The sequence below is a fragment of the Aureimonas sp. D3 genome (assembly GCF_001463805.1).
GTDB classification, from domain to species: Bacteria; Pseudomonadota; Alphaproteobacteria; order Rhizobiales; family Rhizobiaceae; genus Aureimonas; species Aureimonas ureilytica_A.
In genome coordinates, this window is sequence record NZ_BBWM01000083.1 from 1 (window position 1) to 17640 (window position 17640).

At 61.7% G+C, this 17640-nt stretch carries 14 protein-coding genes and 1 tRNA gene; all 15 read left to right on the forward strand.

Translation table 11 applies throughout. The features are described from left to right. Positions 1–145 precede the first annotated feature (145 nt). Positions 146–844, forward strand: coding sequence for a hypothetical protein (locus AUL36_RS22420; protein ID WP_062224429.1), 699 nt, complete (start codon positions 146–148; stop codon positions 842–844). A 4-nt stretch (positions 845–848) separates the two neighbouring features. After that, positions 849–1703 (forward strand): hypothetical protein, encoded by an 855-nt coding sequence (locus AUL36_RS22425; RefSeq protein WP_062224431.1) that lies wholly within the window; start codon positions 849–851, stop codon positions 1701–1703. Positions 1704–1756: 53 nt separating this feature from the next. Further along, a tRNA-Trp gene (locus AUL36_RS22430) sits at positions 1757–1832 on the forward strand. Positions 1833–1963: 131 nt separating this feature from the next. Continuing rightward, on the forward strand, positions 1964–2164 hold the full coding sequence (gene secE / locus AUL36_RS22435) for a preprotein translocase subunit SecE (protein ID WP_058602097.1): 201 nt from the start codon (positions 1964–1966) through the stop codon (positions 2162–2164). Positions 2165–2188: 24 nt separating this feature from the next. Continuing rightward, positions 2189–2719 (forward strand): transcription termination/antitermination protein NusG, encoded by a 531-nt coding sequence (gene nusG / locus AUL36_RS22440; protein ID WP_058602096.1) that lies wholly within the window; start codon positions 2189–2191, stop codon positions 2717–2719. A gap of 138 nt (positions 2720–2857) precedes the next feature. Further along, positions 2858–3286: a 50S ribosomal protein L11 gene (gene rplK, locus AUL36_RS22445; protein WP_058602095.1), complete on the forward strand. Its 429-nt coding sequence runs from the start codon at positions 2858–2860 to the stop codon at positions 3284–3286. Between the two features lie 4 nt (positions 3287–3290). Continuing rightward, positions 3291–3992, forward strand: a complete 702-nt coding sequence (rplA, locus tag AUL36_RS22450; protein ID WP_058602094.1) for a 50S ribosomal protein L1 — start codon at positions 3291–3293, stop codon at positions 3990–3992. A 363-nt stretch (positions 3993–4355) separates the two neighbouring features. Next, complete coding sequence (gene rplJ / locus AUL36_RS22455; protein WP_058602093.1) at positions 4356–4874, forward strand: 50S ribosomal protein L10; 519 nt, start codon at positions 4356–4358, stop codon at positions 4872–4874. Between the two features lie 51 nt (positions 4875–4925). After that, entirely contained in the window at positions 4926–5300 is a 375-nt protein-coding gene (gene rplL / locus AUL36_RS22460) for a 50S ribosomal protein L7/L12 (protein ID WP_058602092.1), read from the forward strand. Between the two features lie 269 nt (positions 5301–5569). Beyond that, complete coding sequence (gene rpoB, locus AUL36_RS22465; RefSeq protein ID WP_062224433.1) at positions 5570–9721, forward strand: DNA-directed RNA polymerase subunit beta; 4152 nt, start codon at positions 5570–5572, stop codon at positions 9719–9721. 139 nt (positions 9722–9860) lie between these two features. Beyond that, entirely contained in the window at positions 9861–14060 is a 4200-nt protein-coding gene (gene rpoC, locus AUL36_RS22470) for a DNA-directed RNA polymerase subunit beta' (protein ID WP_062224436.1), read from the forward strand. Positions 14061–14458: 398 nt separating this feature from the next. Next, positions 14459–14830 carry a 30S ribosomal protein S12 gene (gene rpsL, locus AUL36_RS22475; RefSeq protein ID WP_019998957.1) on the forward strand — a complete coding sequence of 124 codons (372 nt, stop codon included), beginning with the start codon at positions 14459–14461 and terminating at the stop codon, positions 14828–14830. A gap of 31 nt (positions 14831–14861) precedes the next feature. Then, positions 14862–15332 (forward strand): 30S ribosomal protein S7, encoded by a 471-nt coding sequence (gene rpsG, locus AUL36_RS22480; RefSeq protein ID WP_058602089.1) that lies wholly within the window; start codon positions 14862–14864, stop codon positions 15330–15332. 30 nt (positions 15333–15362) lie between these two features. Next, positions 15363–17453 (forward strand): elongation factor G, encoded by a 2091-nt coding sequence (fusA, locus tag AUL36_RS22485; RefSeq protein ID WP_058602088.1) that lies wholly within the window; start codon positions 15363–15365, stop codon positions 17451–17453. A 67-nt stretch (positions 17454–17520) separates the two neighbouring features. Beyond that, the coding region (locus tag AUL36_RS23540; protein WP_244496989.1) for a GTP-binding protein at positions 17521–17640 on the forward strand (120 nt) is incomplete at its 3' end.

Sequence of the window (17640 nt, forward strand, 5' to 3'; positions counted from 1 at the left end):
GTTCATTCGAACGCACGAGCGGGCCCTTCGGGGCCCGTTTTCGTTTGGGCACTGTCTTGCCATCCCGGGAGATTGGAAGCGTTCTTGCTTGCTTGGCCGGGTCCGGGGGGACTAGAGCCTGTCAGGAAACAGGAAGGATGCCGTCATGTCTGCCGAAATCGCCCGCGTCTTCATTGGCTTCGATTCCAAGGAAGTGGTCGCCTACCACGTGCTGGCCCAAAGCATCATCGAGCACGCGACGATGCCCGTCCTGTTCTCGCCCATCGTGCTGCCGCATCTGCACGAGACCTTCACGCGCGAGCGCAATGCGCTCCAGTCCACGGAATTCTCGTTCTCGCGCTTCCTCGTGCCCTATCTCAGCGGCTTCGAGGGCTGGAGCCTGTTCATGGACTGCGACATGCTGATGCGCGCCGACATTGCCGAGCTTTGGGCGCTTAGGGACGACAGCGCGGCGGTCATGTGCGTGAAGCACGACTACCAGCCGAAGGTCGAAACCAAGTTTCTGGGCCAGGTGCAGACCAAGTACGAGAAGAAGAACTGGTCGAGCGTCATGCTCTTCAACAATGCACGCTGCCGCGCTCTGACGCCGGACTTCGTGAACAGCGCGACGGGCTTGGAGCTTCACCAGTTCAAATGGCTGGAGAGCGACAATGAGATCGGCGAACTGCCGGCCGCGTGGAACTGGCTCGTCAACGAATACGAACACGATGCGAGCGCGAAGAACGTCCATTTCACCGATGGCGGCCCTTACTTCGACGAGTATCGCAATGACGACTATGCCGAGGAATGGTTCGCCATGCGCGAGCGCATGTTGCATGTGACGCAGCGCGCGCCGAGGGCCTGACCGAATGACGAAATCGGAGGGCTTTCCGCAGGCTGGCGAATCAGACGCGCTCAACCGTTGGGCGACGTTCTTTCGCGGATTTTCGACCATCCTTCTGATCGCCAATAGCGACGCGGTTCGGATCGACGATCTGCGCGCGCGCTATGGCGAGGACGCCCTCTTCGTTTTCTTCAATAAGGTCTACAAGGTTCTGGATCGGCCCTTCGACGGTCCGTGCCTCCTTGTGGCGCGCTCCGGCCCGGCGGGCGCCAACATCGTCTATCGCCGCGAAGTGGGGGAGGTGACGAAGCTCGTTCGCTCGCCGCGCTTCCGTGGCATCTGCAATCTACGGGCCGGCGCGGCGGAGCGATTCAGCCCGAGCGACGAGTTCGCCATTCCCGAGCCCGTCGGGCATCTCGATTTGTCCGCCGATCTCTCCGGCTTCTACCCCGAGACGCATCTGGCGACGAGCGGTTTCGCCCTTGCGCTATTTCTGATTGAGGTCGCGCCCGAGTCGAAGGTCGTCCTGGCGGGTTTTACGGCGAGACGCAGCCAGAAATGGAAGCTCTTCGCCGATCATGACTGGACCTTCGAGCAGATCGTCCTGCGCCTTCTCCTGCGCTCCGGGCGTCTGCACATGACGGGCAGCGTCGCGCCCGATCTGTTCGGCGCGGTGTCGCGACGATTCCCCGAGTTCACGCCGGGCGACGTGTCGAGCGTTGCGGCCGAGGTGCTGACGGAGCGGCTGGAAGGGGCGAATCTGGCGATCGACGATCTCCTGAAACTGACGCGACCCCAACGTCGCTTCGACGCGCTTTTACGCCGTCTCAAGCCTAAAACACGAAAGGCCAAGCTTGCTGAGCGCCAAGCCCAGCAATAGGGCTTGCAAAAGCGCGTCGATCTGGATATCTCCAACTCCACGACGACCCCCGCAGGGGTATAGCTCAGTTGGTAGAGCGGCGGTCTCCAAAACCGCAGGTCGTAGGTTCGAGCCCTACTGCCCCTGCCAGTTTCCCCTCAGTTCAAAATGATTTCGACCCCCTTGTGAATCGGTTCGGGTCGGTTTATGTAGTTTTTAACAGACGCGTGGCGCGCGGAGCTGGTCACACAGCTTTACGCGCCTTCTGCCGTGAGCGGTGCATGGCCTCCAAGACAAATCCTTTTACGTTTCTGCAGCAGGTGCGGACCGAAGTCGCGAAGGTGACATGGCCCACTCGTCGCGAGACGGTGATTTCGACCATTATGGTTTTCATCATGGTCGCCTTTGCGGCGACTTTCCTTTTCGTGGCGGATCAGGCGATCGGCTATGGGGTTGGCGCCATCATGAGCGCTGGTCGATAAAAGACGTTTATACGCAGGAATTTCATGGCCGCTCGCTGGTACATCGTCCACGCCTATTCGAACTTCGAAAAGAAGGTCGCCGAATCCATCGAGGAGCAGGCGCGCCAGAAGGGTCTTTCGGACAAGTTCGAGAAGATCCTCGTTCCGACCGAAAAGGTGACGGAAGTTCGTCGCGGCCGTAAGGTGGACTCGGAGCGCAAGTTCTTTCCGGGCTACGTGCTGGTGAAGGCGGATCTGACCGATCAGGTGTTCTCGCTCATCAAGAACACGCCGAAGGTCACCGGGTTCCTGGGTCCGGACAATCGGCCCGTTCCGATTTCCGAGGCAGAGGCCACGCATATCCTGAGTCAGGTTCAGGAGGGTGTCGAGCGTCCCAAGGCCTCGATCTCTTTTGATGTGGGTGAGCAAATCCGCGTGTCGGATGGGCCTTTCGCATCGTTCAACGGCGTGGTTCAGGAAGTCGACCATGAGCGGGCGCGCCTGAAAGTGGAAGTTTCGATCTTCGGCCGTGCAACGCCCGTCGATCTCGAATTCGGTCAGGTCGAGAAGATCTGATCGAGAGAGCCTTGCGGCTCTCGACCGTGCGGAAGGTGAGGTGGGCTGAGCCGGCTCTCCAAGATCCGAACCGCACATCTGCATGGGGCCTTCGGGTCCAGAGGCCGGATCGCCGGCACAACGAAAAGGCAGAAGCTTATGGCTAAGAAAGTAGCAGGCCAGCTTAAGCTGCAGGTCAAGGCCGGTTCGGCGACTCCGTCGCCCCCGATCGGTCCCGCCCTCGGTCAGCGCGGCATCAACATCATGGAGTTCTGCAAGGCGTTCAACGCGCAGACCCAGGAGATGGAGAAGGGATCGCCCGTTCCGGTCGTGATCACCTACTACGTCGACAAGTCCTTCACCTTCGTGATGAAGACGGCTCCCGTGAGCTTCTTCCTCAAGAAGGCGGCTGGCCTCACCAGCGGCTCCAAGGAGCCCGGCAAGGTCGTTGCCGGCAAGGTCACGCAGGCTCAGGTCCGCGAGATCGCCGAGAAGAAGATGAAGGATCTGAACGCGAATGACGTCGATGCCGCCATGACCATGGTCATGGGCTCGGCTCGTTCGATGGGCCTGGAAGTGGTGGGCTGAGACGATGGCTAAGATTGCAAAGCGCATTGCGAAGGCCCGCGAGGGTATCGACCGCGAGAAGCTCTACGACCTCGCCGACGCGATCGCCCTCCTGAAGGAGCGTTCCACGGCCAAGTTCGACGAGACGATCGAAATCGCCATGAATCTCGGCGTCGATCCTCGCCATGCGGACCAGATGGTTCGTGGCGTCGTCAATCTGCCGAACGGCACGGGCCGTACGGTCCGCGTCGCGGTCTTCGCGCGCGGTGCCAAGGCTGACGAAGCCCGCGCTGCCGGCGCCGACATCGTCGGCGCGGAAGAGCTGGTCGAGCAGGTTCAGGGCGGTCAGATCGACTTCGATCGCGCTATCGCGACGCCCGACATGATGGGCCTCGTCGGCCGCCTCGGTAAGGTCCTTGGCCCGCGCGGTCTGATGCCAAACCCGCGCGTCGGCACGGTGACCATGGACGTCGCCGCCGCCGTCAAGGCGTCGAAGGGCGGTGCGGTCGAGTTCCGCGTCGAGAAGGCCGGCATCATTCACGCTGGCGTCGGCAAGGCCTCGTTCGGCGCGGACGCGCTGCTCGAGAACATCCGCGCTTTCGCGGACGCCGTCACCAAGGCGAAGCCGTCGGGCGCCAAGGGCAATTATGTCCAGCGCATCGCGGTCTCCTCGACCATGGGTCCCGGCATCAAGGTCGACCCCGCGACGGTTCGTCCGGTCGCCTGATTGCAATTCGGAAGGACAGGGGGCATATCCCGTCCTTCCAACATCATCTCGAGTCGCGAGAGCGGCTCGGATAGGTGAGGCTTCTCGCGAAGCCTCGCTTCCTGTCCAAGATTGCGGGCGACCATTCGGATGTTCCGAGGGGTCTTAATCCACGAGCCTGCATGAGACGGGGAAAGATCCGAATTCGTTGGCCCTTGGCCAAGACCTTCGGTTCGAACCTCTGAATGCCTTGTGTTGTCTACGGTTCCCATGCGGACCCAGGGAAGCCAAGGGGACAGGATCCTCGAGCGTCGTTCGGTTCGCCGAACGGCAAACGGCAACCGGAACTTGCTCGCAAGGGTAAGTTCCAACTGGAGAGTGGCAGTGGACAGAGCGGAAAAGCGCGAGTTCGTCACCGAGCTGAACGGAGCCTTCAAGGCGTCCGGTTCGATCGTGGTGGCTCGTTATGCCGGTCTCACCGTCGCGCAGATGAACGATCTTCGTACGAAGATGCGTGCGCAGGGTGGAACCGTCAAAGTCGCGAAGAACCGCCTCGCCCAAATTGCTCTTCAAGGCACGGACGCCGAAAAGATCGACGGATTGTTTCAGGGCCAGACCCTGATCGCCTATTCCGCCGATCCGATTGCGGCTCCGAAGGTGGCCAACGACTTCGCCAAGGGGAACGACAAGCTCGTGATCCTCGGCGGTGCGATGGGCACCACGGCCCTCGATGCGGAAGGGGTCAAGGCTTTGGCCGCCCTTCCGTCGCTCGACGAACTGCGCGGAAAGCTGCTGGGCATGATCCAGACCCCGGCGACCCGCATCGCAGCCGTCGTTGCGGCACCCGCGGCTCAGCTCGCGCGCGTGTTCTCGGCCTATGCCAAGAAGGACGAAGCGGCGTGAGGCTTGTTCCTCGCTGCATTCAGAACATTCGAACTGTAAAGGAAGACTACTATGGCTGATCTCGCCAAGATCGTTGAAGACCTGTCGAGCCTGACCGTCCTCGAGGCTGCTGAGCTCTCGAAGATGCTCGAAGAGAAGTGGGGCGTCTCCGCTGCAGCTCCCGTCGCCGTTGCCGCCGCTGGCGGCGCTGGCCCGGTGGCTGAAGTCGAAGAGAAGACCGAGTTCGACGTGATCCTCGCCGAAGCCGGCGCGAACAAGATCAACGTCATCAAGGAAGTCCGTGCGATCACGGGCCTCGGCCTTAAGGAAGCCAAGGATCTCGTCGACGGCGCTCCGAAGCCGGTCAAGGAAGCCGTCTCGAAGGACGAAGCTGCCAAGATCAAGGACCAGCTCGAGAAGGCTGGCGCGAAGGTCGACGTCAAGTAAGACCGCCTTCTTGGCGTCTTGCGCATGAAAATGGCGGGCGGGACGGCAGTTTGCCGTTCCGCCTTCCGTGCTCGGGGCGGCACCTCCGCTCCAGGCGTGCGTGTCTCCCGAGAGTCGGGCTTCGGCTTTCGGGAGACACGGACCGGCCTCTGGTCCCCACAGTCTAACGCCGAGCGGCGGGCCCACCGCGACAGGCGTTTCTCCCCGGCGGGGAGGACAGTATAGTTCAGCCCTTCGGTCAAGGGCGCTGACGAGAGCAAGGAGCGACGATGTCTCAGACGACGACGTTTAGCGGTCGCAGGCGCGTACGCAAATTCTTCGGGTCCATCCCCGAAGTCGCCGAGATGCCCAATCTCATTGAGGTTCAGAAGGCGTCCTATGATCAGTTCCTCATGGTGGACGAGCCCGAAGGCGGGCGTCCCGACGAGGGGCTGCAGTCCGTTTTCCGCTCCGTTTTCCCGATTTCCGACTTTGCCGGCCATTCCATGCTGGAATTCGTCAAGTACGAGTTCGAGCAGCCGAAATTCGACGTCGATGAGTGCCGCCAGCGCGACCTGACCTACGCTGCTCCGCTGAAGGTGACGCTGCGCCTCATCGTGTTCGATGTCGACGAGGATACGGGCTCCAAGTCCATCAAGGACATCAAGGAGCAGGACGTCTACATGGGCGACATGCCGCTCATGACGATGAACGGCACCTTCATCGTCAACGGCACGGAGCGCGTCATCGTCTCGCAGATGCACCGCTCGCCGGGCGTCTTCTTCGACCATGACAAGGGCAAGTCGCACTCGTCCGGCAAGCTGCTCTTTGCCGCGCGCGTCATCCCCTATCGCGGCTCCTGGCTCGACATTGAGTTCGACGCCAAGGACATCGTGTTCGCGCGCATCGACCGGCGCCGCAAGATCCCCGTGACCTCGCTCCTCATGGCGCTGGGCATGGATGGCGAAGAGATCCTCTCGACCTTCTACAATGTGGTGAAGTTCGAGAAGGGCAAGGACGGCTGGCGGATTCCGTTCTCGGTCGAGCGCGTGCGCGGCCAGAAGGCGATCACCGACCTGATCGACGCTGATTCCGGCGAAGTGCTGGTCGAAGCCGGCAAGAAGGTGACCGCTCGTCAGGCGCGCCAGATGAAGGAGCGCGGCGTCGTGGCTCTGCGCGCCACCGACGAGGACCTGTTCGGCAATTATCTCGCCGAGGACGTCGTGAATTTCGCGACGGGCGAAATCTATCTCGAAGCGGGCGACGAGATCGACGAGAAGACCCTCAAGGTTCTGCTCGACGCAGGCTACGAGGACGTTCCCGTTCTCGACATCGATCACGTGACGGTCGGCGCCTATATTCGCAATACGCTGGCGGCCGACAAGAATGAGAATCGCCAGGACGCGCTGTTCGACATCTACCGCGTCATGCGCCCCGGCGAGCCGCCGACGATGGAAACGGCGGAAGCCATGTTCCAGTCGCTGTTCTTCGATGCCGAGCGCTACGACCTGTCGGCCGTCGGTCGCGTCAAGATGAACATGCGTCTCGACGTCAACGCCGAGGATACGGTTCGCGTCCTGCGCAAGGAAGACATTCTTGCGGTGGTTCGCCTGCTCGTGGACCTGCGCGACGGCAAGGGCGAGATCGACGACATCGACAATCTCGGCAATCGCCGCGTGCGTTCGGTCGGCGAGCTCATGGAGAACCAGTACCGCGTCGGTCTGCTTCGCATGGAGCGCGCGATCAAGGAGCGCATGTCGTCGGTCGAGATCGACACCGTCATGCCGCAGGACCTGATCAACGCGAAGCCGGCGGCCGCCGCCGTGCGCGAGTTCTTCGGCTCGTCGCAGCTATCGCAGTTCATGGATCAGACCAACCCGCTCTCCGAGATCACGCACAAGCGTCGTCTCTCGGCGCTCGGCCCCGGTGGTCTGACCCGCGAGCGCGCCGGCTTCGAAGTGCGCGACGTGCACCCGACGCATTACGGCCGTATCTGCCCGATCGAAACGCCGGAAGGCCCGAATATCGGTCTGATCAACTCGCTGGCGACGTTCGCACGCGTCAACAAGTACGGCTTCATCGAAAGCCCGTATCGCCGCGTCGTGGACGGGAAGGTGACGGGCGACGTCGTCTATCTCTCGGCGATGGAAGAGTCGAAGCACTACGTCGCGCAGGCCAACGCCATCCTGACGGATGACATGCGCTTTGCCGAAGACTCCGTCATCTGCCGTCATTCCGGCGATGTGATGATGACGCCGCGCGAGAACGTCGATCTGATGGACGTGTCGCCGAAGCAGCTCGTGTCGGTAGCCGCCGCGCTCATCCCGTTCCTTGAGAACGACGACGCGAACCGCGCTCTCATGGGCTCGAACATGCAGCGTCAGGCCGTGCCGTTGGTGCGCGCCGAAGCGCCGTTCGTCGGCACCGGCATGGAAGCCGTCGTGGCGCGCGACTCGGGTGCTGCCATCGCGGCGCGTCGCGGCGGTGTGGTCGATCAGGTGGATGCGACGCGTATCGTTATCCGCGCGACGGAAGACCTTGAAGGCGGTCGTTCGGGCGTCGACATCTATCGCCTGATGAAGTTCCAGCGTTCGAACCAGTCGACCTGCATCAACCAGCGCCCGCTGGTGAAGATGGGCGACCGGGTGCGTCGCGGCGACATCATCGCGGACGGTCCGTCGACAGATCTCGGCGATCTCGCCCTCGGCCGGAACGTGCTCGTCGCGTTCATGCCGTGGAATGGCTACAACTACGAGGACTCGATCCTCCTGTCCGAGCGCATCGTCGCCGACGACGTCTTCACCTCGATTCATATCGAGGAATTCGAGGTCATGGCGCGCGACACCAAGCTCGGCCCTGAGGAAATCACACGCGACATTCCGAACGTGTCGGAAGAAGCGCTGAAGAATCTCGACGAAGCGGGCATCGTCTATATCGGTGCGGAAGTGCAGCCCGGCGACATCCTGGTCGGTAAGATCACGCCGAAGGGCGAAAGCCCGATGACGCCGGAAGAAAAGCTTCTGCGCGCCATCTTCGGTGAAAAGGCCTCCGACGTTCGCGACACCTCGAACCGTATGCCTCCCGGCACCTACGGCACGGTCGTGGAAGTGCGCGTCTTCAACCGCCATGGTGTGGAAAAAGACGAGCGCGCGATGGCGATCGAGCGCGAGGAGATAGAGCGTCTCGCCAAGGATCGCGACGACGAGCAGGCCATTCTCGACCGTAACGTGTATGGCCGTCTGGTCGAGATGCTGAACGGGCAGGCGGGTGTCGCCGGTCCGCGTGGCTTCCGCAAGGGGACGCAGATCTCGCCCGACGTGATGAACGAGTATCCCCGCTCGCAATGGTGGATGTTCGCCGTCGAAGACGAGCGGATGCAAGGCGAACTCGAAGGGCTGCGGTCCGTCTACGACGAGTCCAAGAAGACGCTCGAACAGCGCTTCATGGACAAGGTCGAGAAGGTCCAGCGCGGCGACGAACTGCCTCCGGGCGTCATGAAGCAGGTGAAGGTCTTCGTCGCGGTCAAGCGCAAGATCCAGCCGGGCGACAAGATGGCCGGCCGTCACGGCAACAAGGGCGTCGTCTCGCGCATCGTTCCGGTTGAGGACATGCCGTTCACCGCCGATGGCACGCATGTCGACATCGTTCTGAACCCGCTGGGCGTGCCGTCGCGCATGAATGTCGGTCAGATTCTCGAGACGCATCTCGGCTGGGCTTGCGCCGGCATGGGACGCCAGATCGGTGATCTGCTCGAGGCTTACCAGCAGACGCATGATGTAGCTCCGCTGCGCAACGAGATCGCCGAACTGATGGGCGAGAGCGAACGCAACGAGCGCGTGGCGCAGTATGACGAGGAATCCGTCGTCACGCTGGCCAAGCAGCTCCGCAAGGGCGTGTCGATCGCAACGCCGGTCTTCGACGGTGCGAACGAGCGCGACATCGTGGAGATGCTCGAAAAGGCCGGTCTGAATGGCTCCGGTCAGGTCACTTTGCATGACGGTCGTACGGGCGAGCCCTTCGATCGTCAGGTCACGGTCGGCTACATCTACATGCTGAAGCTGCACCACCTCGTGGACGACAAGATCCACGCCCGTTCGATCGGCCCGTACTCGCTCGTCACTCAGCAGCCGCTGGGCGGCAAGGCGCAGTTCGGCGGCCAGCGCTTCGGCGAAATGGAGGTCTGGGCGCTCGAAGCCTATGGTGCCGCCTATACGCTGCAGGAAATGCTGACCGTGAAGTCGGACGACGTGGCGGGTCGCACCAAGGTCTACGAGTCGATCGTGCGTGGCGATGACGCGTTCGAGTCGGGCATTCCCGAGAGCTTCAACGTTCTCGTCAAGGAAATGCGCTCGCTCGGCCTCGACGTCGATCTGTCGAACACGGTGGCTGAACTGCCTTACTCCGGGTCCCCTGTGGAAGGGCTGCCCGACGCGGCCGAATAGGCCGCCTCGCAAACGCCGCCTTGTGCGGTCAGGATCGGCGCCCAATGTCTGGGGGCCGATCGGTCTTTGCGGAATCGTTCTTGGCGCCGGCTCCGCCCGGTGCATGGAGAGGCCCCGGGCCTCATAAGGAGACAGCACCATGAACCAAGAGGTTATGAATCTCTTCAATCCTCAGGTGCAGGCGCAAACGTTCGACTCGATCCGGATCTCGATCGCGAGCCCGGAAAAGATCCTGTCCTGGTCGTTCGGCGAGATCAAGAAGCCGGAAACGATCAACTACCGCACGTTCAAGCCCGAGCGTGACGGCCTGTTCTGCGCGCGTATCTTCGGCCCGATCAAGGACTACGAGTGCTTGTGCGGCAAGTACAAGCGCATGAAGTACAAGGGCATCATTTGCGAAAAGTGCGGCGTCGAGGTCACCCTCTCGCGCGTGCGGCGCGAGCGCATGGGCCATATCGAGCTGGCCGCGCCGGTCGCGCATATCTGGTTCCTGAAGTCGCTTCCGAGCCGCATCGGCACGCTGCTCGACATGACGCTGAAGGATATCGAGCGCGTCCTGTATTTCGAGAACTACATCGTCACCGAGCCTGGTCTCACTGCCCTGAAGGAGCATCAGCTCCTCTCGGAAGAAGAGTATCTGATCGCGGTTGACGAATATGGCGAGGATTCGTTCACCGCGCTGATCGGCGCCGAGGCGATCCAGGAACTCCTGGCTTCGATGGATCTCGAGCGGATCGCCGGCGATCTGCGCGAGGAGCTCGCGACGACGACGTCCGAGCTCAAGACCAAGAAGCTGATGAAGCGGCTGAAGATCGTCGAGAACTTCCTGGAGTCGGGCAACCGTCCGGAGTGGATGATCATGAGCGTGATCCCGGTGATCCCGCCCGATCTGCGTCCGCTCGTACCGCTCGATGGCGGTCGCTTCGCGACGTCCGATCTGAACGATCTGTATCGCCGCGTCATCAACCGCAACAACCGCCTGAAGCGGCTGATCGAACTGCGCGCGCCGGGCATCATCATCCGCAACGAGAAGCGCATGCTTCAGGAAGCGGTGGATGCGCTGTTCGACAACGGCCGCCGCGGCCGCGTCATCACGGGCGCCAACAAGCGTCCGCTGAAGTCGCTGTCAGACATGCTGAAGGGAAAGCAGGGCCGCTTCCGTCAGAACCTGCTCGGCAAGCGCGTCGATTATTCCGGCCGCTCGGTCATCGTGACCGGTCCGAGCCTGAAGCTGCACCAGTGCGGCCTTCCGAAAAAGATGGCGCTTGAGCTGTTCAAGCCCTTCATCTACGCGCGCCTCGACGCCAAGGGCTTCTCCTCCACGGTGAAGCAGGCCAAGAAGCTGGTCGAGAAGGAGCGCCCGGAAGTCTGGGATATCCTCGACGAGGTCATCCGCGAGCATCCGGTTCTTCTGAACCGCGCGCCGACTTTGCACCGTCTGGGCATCCAGGCATTCGAGCCCGTGCTGATCGAAGGCAAGGCGATCCAGCTGCATCCGCTGGTCTGCACGGCCTTCAACGCGGACTTCGACGGCGACCAGATGGCCGTGCACGTTCCCCTGTCGATCGAGGCGCAGCTGGAAGCGCGCGTCCTCATGATGTCGACCAACAACATCCTGCATCCGGCCAATGGTCTGCCGATCATCGTGCCGTCGCAGGACATGGTTCTCGGCCTCTACTATCTCTCGATCATGAACGAGAACGAGCCGGGACAGGGCATGGCCTTCTCCGACATCGGCGAACTCGAGCATGCGATCGCCTCGAAGGTCGTGACGCTGCATACGAAGATTCGTGGCCGCATCCGTTCGATCGACAAGGACGGCAACGAAACGTCCAAAATCTACGAGACGACACCGGGTCGTATGCTCATCGGCCAGCTCCTGCCGAAGACGCACAAGATCACCTTCGACATCGCCAACGACCTGATGACGAAGAAGAATATCTCGAAGATGATCGACACCGTCTACCGCCACTGCGGTCAGAAGGACACGGTGATCTTCTGCGATCGCATCATGCAGCTCGGCTTCAAGCATGCCTGCCTCGCCGGCATTTCGTTCGGCAAGGACGACATGGTCATCCCGGATACCAAGCCGAAGCTGATCGGTGAGACACAGACGCTCGCGAAGGAATACGAGCAGCAGTACAATGACGGCCTGATCACGCAGGGCGAAAAGTACAACAAGGTCGTCGACGCCTGGGCCAAGTGCACGGACAAGATCGCCGACGAGATGATGAGCCGCATTCGTGCGATCGAGTTCAATCCGGAGACGGGGCGGCAGAAGCCGATGAACTCGATTTACATGATGTCGCACTCCGGCGCGCGCGGTTCGCCCACGCAGATGCGTCAGCTCGGCGCGATGCGCGGCCTGATGACCAAGCCGTCGGGCGAGATCATCGAAACGCCGATCATCTCGAACTTCAAGGAAGGTCTGACGGTTCTCGAATACTTCAACTCCACCCACGGTGCCCGTAAGGGCCTTGCGGATACGGCGTTGAAGACGGCGAACTCGGGTTACCTCACGCGTCGTCTGGTCGACGTGGCGCAGGACTGCATCATCACGCAGACCGATTGCGGCACGCCGAACGGTCTGACGATGCAGCCCATCGTGGATGCGGGTCAGGTCGTGGCGACGCTCGGCCAGCGCATTCTCGGCCGCACCGCGCTGGAGGACATCCTCCACCCGGTGACCGGCGACGTCCTCGTGAAGGGCGGTGTCACGGTCGAGGAGCGGGATGTCGACATCATCGAGAAGGCTGGCGTTCAATCGGTGAAGATCCGCTCGGCGCTGACCTGCGAAGTGCGTACGGGTATCTGCGCGGTCTGCTACGGTCGCGATCTGGCGCGCGGCACGCCCGTTAACATGGGCGAGGCGGTTGGCGTCATCGCGGCTCAGTCGATCGGCGAGCCGGGCACGCAGCTCACCATGCGTACGTTCCACATGGGCGGCACGGCACAGGTGGTCGATCAGTCGTTCCTGGAAGCTTCCTATGAGGGCAGCGTCCAGATCCGCAACCGCAACGTGGTGCGCGATTCCGAAGGCCGTCTCGTGGCCATGGGCCGCAACATGGCGATCCTGATCCTCGATCCGTCGGGCAAGGAACGTGCTTCGCACCGTGTCACCTACGGTTCGCGGATCTTCGTGGACGATGGCGATCAGGTGCGTCGCGGCCAGCGTATCGCCGAGTGGGACCCCTATACCCGCCCGGTTCTGACCGAAATGGACGGTGTTGTGGAGTTCGAGGACCTTGTGGAAGGTCTCTCGGTTTCGGAACAGGCCGACGAGTCGACCGGTATCACCAAGCGTCAGGTTATCGACTGGCGTGCGAACCCGCGCGGATCGGACCTGAAGCCTGCGCTCGTCATCCGGAAGGAGGACGGGACCATCGCCAAGCTTCAGCGTGGCACGGACGCTCGCTACCTCCTCTCGGTGGACGCGATCCTCTCTGTCGAGCCGGGCTCGAAGGTGCGCGCCGGTGACGTTCTTTCGCGTATTCCGATGGAAAGCGCGAAGACCAAGGACATCACGGGCGGTCTGCCGCGCGTCGCCGAACTCTTCGAAGCGCGTCGTCCGAAGGACAACGCCATCATCGCGGAGATCGACGGCACGATCCGGTTCGGCCGCGACTACAAGAACAAGCGCCGCATCATCATCGAACCGCATGAGGATGGCATCGAACCTGTCGAATACCTGATCCCGAAGGGCAAGCCCTTCCATCTTCAGGAAGGCGACATGATCGAGAAGGGCGACCACATTCTCGATGGCAACCCGGCGCCGCACGACATTCTGGCCATTCGAGGTGTCGAGGCGCTGGCAAGCTACCTCGTCAACGAAATCCAGGAAGTCTACCGGCTGCAGGGCGTGTTGATCAACGACAAGCACATCGAGGTGATCGTTCGCCAGATGCTGCAGAAGGTCGAAATCGTTGAGTCCGGTGACTCCGGCTACATTCCGGGCGACAATGTCGATCGGATCGAGCTGGCCGAAGTCAACGAGCGTCTGGTGGAAGAGGGCAAGAAGCCGGCTTCCGGCAACCCGGTCCTCCTCGGCATCACCAAGGCCTCGCTGCAGACGCCTAGCTTCATCTCGGCGGCGTCCTTCCAAGAGACCACACGCGTCCTTACGGAAGCGGCGGTCGCCGGCAAGATGGATACGCTGCAGGGGCTCAAGGAAAACGTTATCGTCGGCCGTCTCATCCCGGCGGGTACGGGCGGCATGATGACCCAGGTTCGTCGCATCGCCTCGTCGCGTGACGATCTGATCATCGACGATCGCCGCAAGGCTTCGGCGTCGCCGAGCGCGGACCGCCTGCTGACGAACATGACCAACGCGGCCGAGTAATCTGGTCGTGACCCAAGACAGGGGAGGGCGCCGCTCGGCGCCCTTTTCTTTATGCCGACGGCTTGGTGCCTGAGTTCAGGTTGTCAAGAGCACGTGGTGGAACGGGGCTTGACGCGCCGTCGCGGAATCGTTAAACACCCGCCAACAGAGCCGATGTAAGGCACGATATTCCCCGGAGCGACGCGCTCGGGAATGGCTCCTTAAACAAGGCTTCGTTCAACGAGACGCACCATTGCTGGTCGCATGATCGCGGTTTTGCCTGCGATCCTCTGCATCATTCCCGGGCAGACCTCTTATTATGTGAGGTCGACGCCCGGTTTCGCGTATGAACTATGCGGACCGAATCGCGGCAAGTGCCGATCGTTTCGAACCGAGATTTGAGAAGAAGGAAGGTTGGAATGCCGACCATCAACCAGCTGATCCGGAAGCCCCGCGTCCGCCCGAGCGAGCGCAATACGGTTCCGGCTCTCCAAGCCAATCCCCAGAAGCGCGGCGTTTGCACTCGCGTTTACACCACGACCCCGAAGAAGCCGAACTCGGCTCTGCGTAAGGTCGCCAAGGTGCGTCTGGTCAATGGCTTCGAGGTCATCGGCTACATCCCCGGCGAGGGGCATAACCTTCAGGAGCACTCCGTGGTCATGATCCGCGGCGGCCGCGTGAAGGATCTTCCGGGTGTGCGCTACCACATCATTCGTGGCGTGCTCGATACCCAGGGCGTCAAGGATCGTCGTCAGCGTCGTTCGAAGTACGGCGCGAAGCGTCCGAAGTAAGCCCGACCGAACGATTTAGAGAGAGCATTCGATGTCCCGTCGTCACTCTGCAGAAAAGCGCGAGATCAATCCGGATCCGAAGTTCGGTGATCTGGTTGTTACGAAGTTCATGAACGCCGTCATGTATGACGGCAAGAAGTCGGTGGCGGAGCGCATCGTCTACGGCGCGTTCGACGTCATGGGCGAAAAGACCCGCCAGGATGCCATCGGCATCTTCCATCAGGCGCTCGAGAACGTCGCTCCCCATGTGGAAGTCCGTTCGCGCCGCGTCGGTGGTGCGACCTATCAGGTCCCGGTCGATGTTCGTCCCGAGCGCCGCCAGGCTCTGGCCATCCGTTGGCTCATCACGGCCGCGCGCAACCGCAACGAGACCACGATGGTGGATCGTCTGTCGGGCGAGCTCATGGATGCGGCGAACAATCGCGGCAGCGCCGTGAAGAAGCGCGAAGACACGCACCGTATGGCAGAAGCGAACCGCGCGTTCTCGCACTACCGCTGGTAAGTCCGGCTTCAATCCGAAAGGCGACGCCCGATGGCCCGCGAATATAAGATCGAAGACTACCGCAATTTCGGCATCATGGCCCACATCGATGCCGGCAAGACGACCACGACCGAGCGGATCCTCTACTACACCGGCAAGTCCCATAAGATCGGCGAAGTGCATGACGGCGCCGCGACCATGGACTGGATGGAGCAGGAGCAGGAGCGCGGCATTACGATCACGTCTGCTGCGACCACGACCTTCTGGAAGGGTCGCGACGAGAAGATGCGTCGGTTCAACATCATCGACACGCCGGGACACGTCGACTTCACGATCGAAGTCGAGCGCTCGCTCCGCGTTCTCGATGGGGCGATCGCTCTTCTGGACGCGAACGCCGGTGTCGAGCCGCAGACCGAAACGGTCTGGCGTCAGGCCGACAAGTATCACGTTCCCCGTATGATGTTCGTCAACAAGATGGACAAGACAGGCGCGGACTTCTTCCGCTGCGTGGACATGATCAAGACTCGCCTCGGCGCGCGTCCGATCGTCGTCCAACTGCCGATCGGTGCCGAGAACGAGTTCAAGGGCGTCGTCGATCTGATCGAGATGAAGGCGCTGGTCTGGCGCGACGAGTCTCTCGGCGCTCAGTGGGATGTCGTTGAGATCCCCGCCGACCTCGCCGATCAGGCGCAGGAATATCGCGAGCTCATGATCGAGACCGCGGTGGAAGTCGACGAAGCCGCGATGGAAGCCTATCTCGAAGGCAACATGCCGGATAACGACAAGCTCCGCGCGCTGATCCGCAAGGGCACCTGCGAAGTCACGTTCACGCCGATCTTCTGCGGCTCGGCTTTCAAGAACAAGGGCGTTCAGCCCCTGCTCGACGGCGTCGTGGACTTCCTGCCGTCGCCGGTCGACGTGCCGGCGATCAAGGGCATCGACCCGAAGAACGAGACCGAGACGACGCGCGTTTCGTCTGATGACGAGCCTCTCTCGATGCTCGCCTTCAAGATCATGAACGACCCGTTCGTCGGTTCGCTCACCTTCTGCCGCATCTATTCCGGTAAGCTCACCAAGGGCACCGGCGTCCAGAACACGGTGAAGGAAAAGCGCGAACGCATCGGCCGTATGCTGCAGATGCACTCGAACTCGCGTGAAGACATCGAAGAGGCGTTCGCGGGCGACATCGTCGCTCTCGCCGGTCTCAAGGAAGTCACCACGGGCGACACGCTTTGCGATCCGCTGAAGCCGGTCATTCTGGAGCGCATGGAATTCCCCGATCCGGTCATCGAGATCGCGATCGAGCCGAAGACCAAGGGCGACCAAGAAAAGATGGGCCTCGCGCTCAACCGCTTGGCCGCTGAAGATCCTTCGTTCCGCGTCAAGACGGACGAAGAGTCCGGCCAGACGATCATCGCCGGCATGGGCGAGCTGCATCTCGACATTCTCGTCGATCGCATGAAGCGCGAGTTCAAGGTCGAAGCGAATATCGGCGCCCCGCAGGTCGCCTATCGTGAGACGATCACCCGCGCGGCGGATGTCGACTACACGCACAAGAAGCAGACCGGTGGTACCGGCCAGTTCGCTCGTGTAAAGCTGCACATCGAGCCGGGCGAGCCGACCACGGGCTATGTCTTCGAATCGAAGATCATCGGCGGTGCGGTTCCGAAGGAATACGTGCCGGGCGTTCAGAAGGGCATCGCTTCGGTGATGACCTCGGGTCCGCTCGCGGGCTTCCCGATGGTCGACATCAAGGCCGAGCTTATCGACGGTGCCTACCACGATGTCGACTCCTCGGTTCTGGCCTTCGAAATCGCCTCGCGCGCTGGCTTCCGCGAAGCCATCCAGAAGGCCGGTCCGAAGCTTCTCGAGCCGATCATGAAGGTCGAAGTTGTCACGCCGGAAGACTATGTCGGTGACGTGATCGGCGACTTGAACAGCCGCCGCGGCCAGATCCAGGGCACGGAGTCGCGGGGAATCGCGACTGTTGTCAACGCGATGGTTCCCCTCGCGAACATGTTCGGTTATGTGAACACTCTGCGTTCGATGTCTCAGGGCCGGGCCCAGTACTCGATGCAGTTCGATCACTACGAGCAGGTTCCGAACCAGGTCGCGGAAGAGATCCAGAAGAAGTTCGCCTGACGCTTCGGCGAAGGCGAATCCCTGTTGGCTCATGTGAGCCGAACGAATGATTTGATGGAGTGCCGCAATGGCCAAGAGCAAATTCGAGCGTAACAAGCCGCATGTGAACATCGGCACGATTGGTCACGTTGACCATGGGAAGACGTCGCTGACGGCGGCGATCACGAAGTATTTCGGCGAGTTCCGC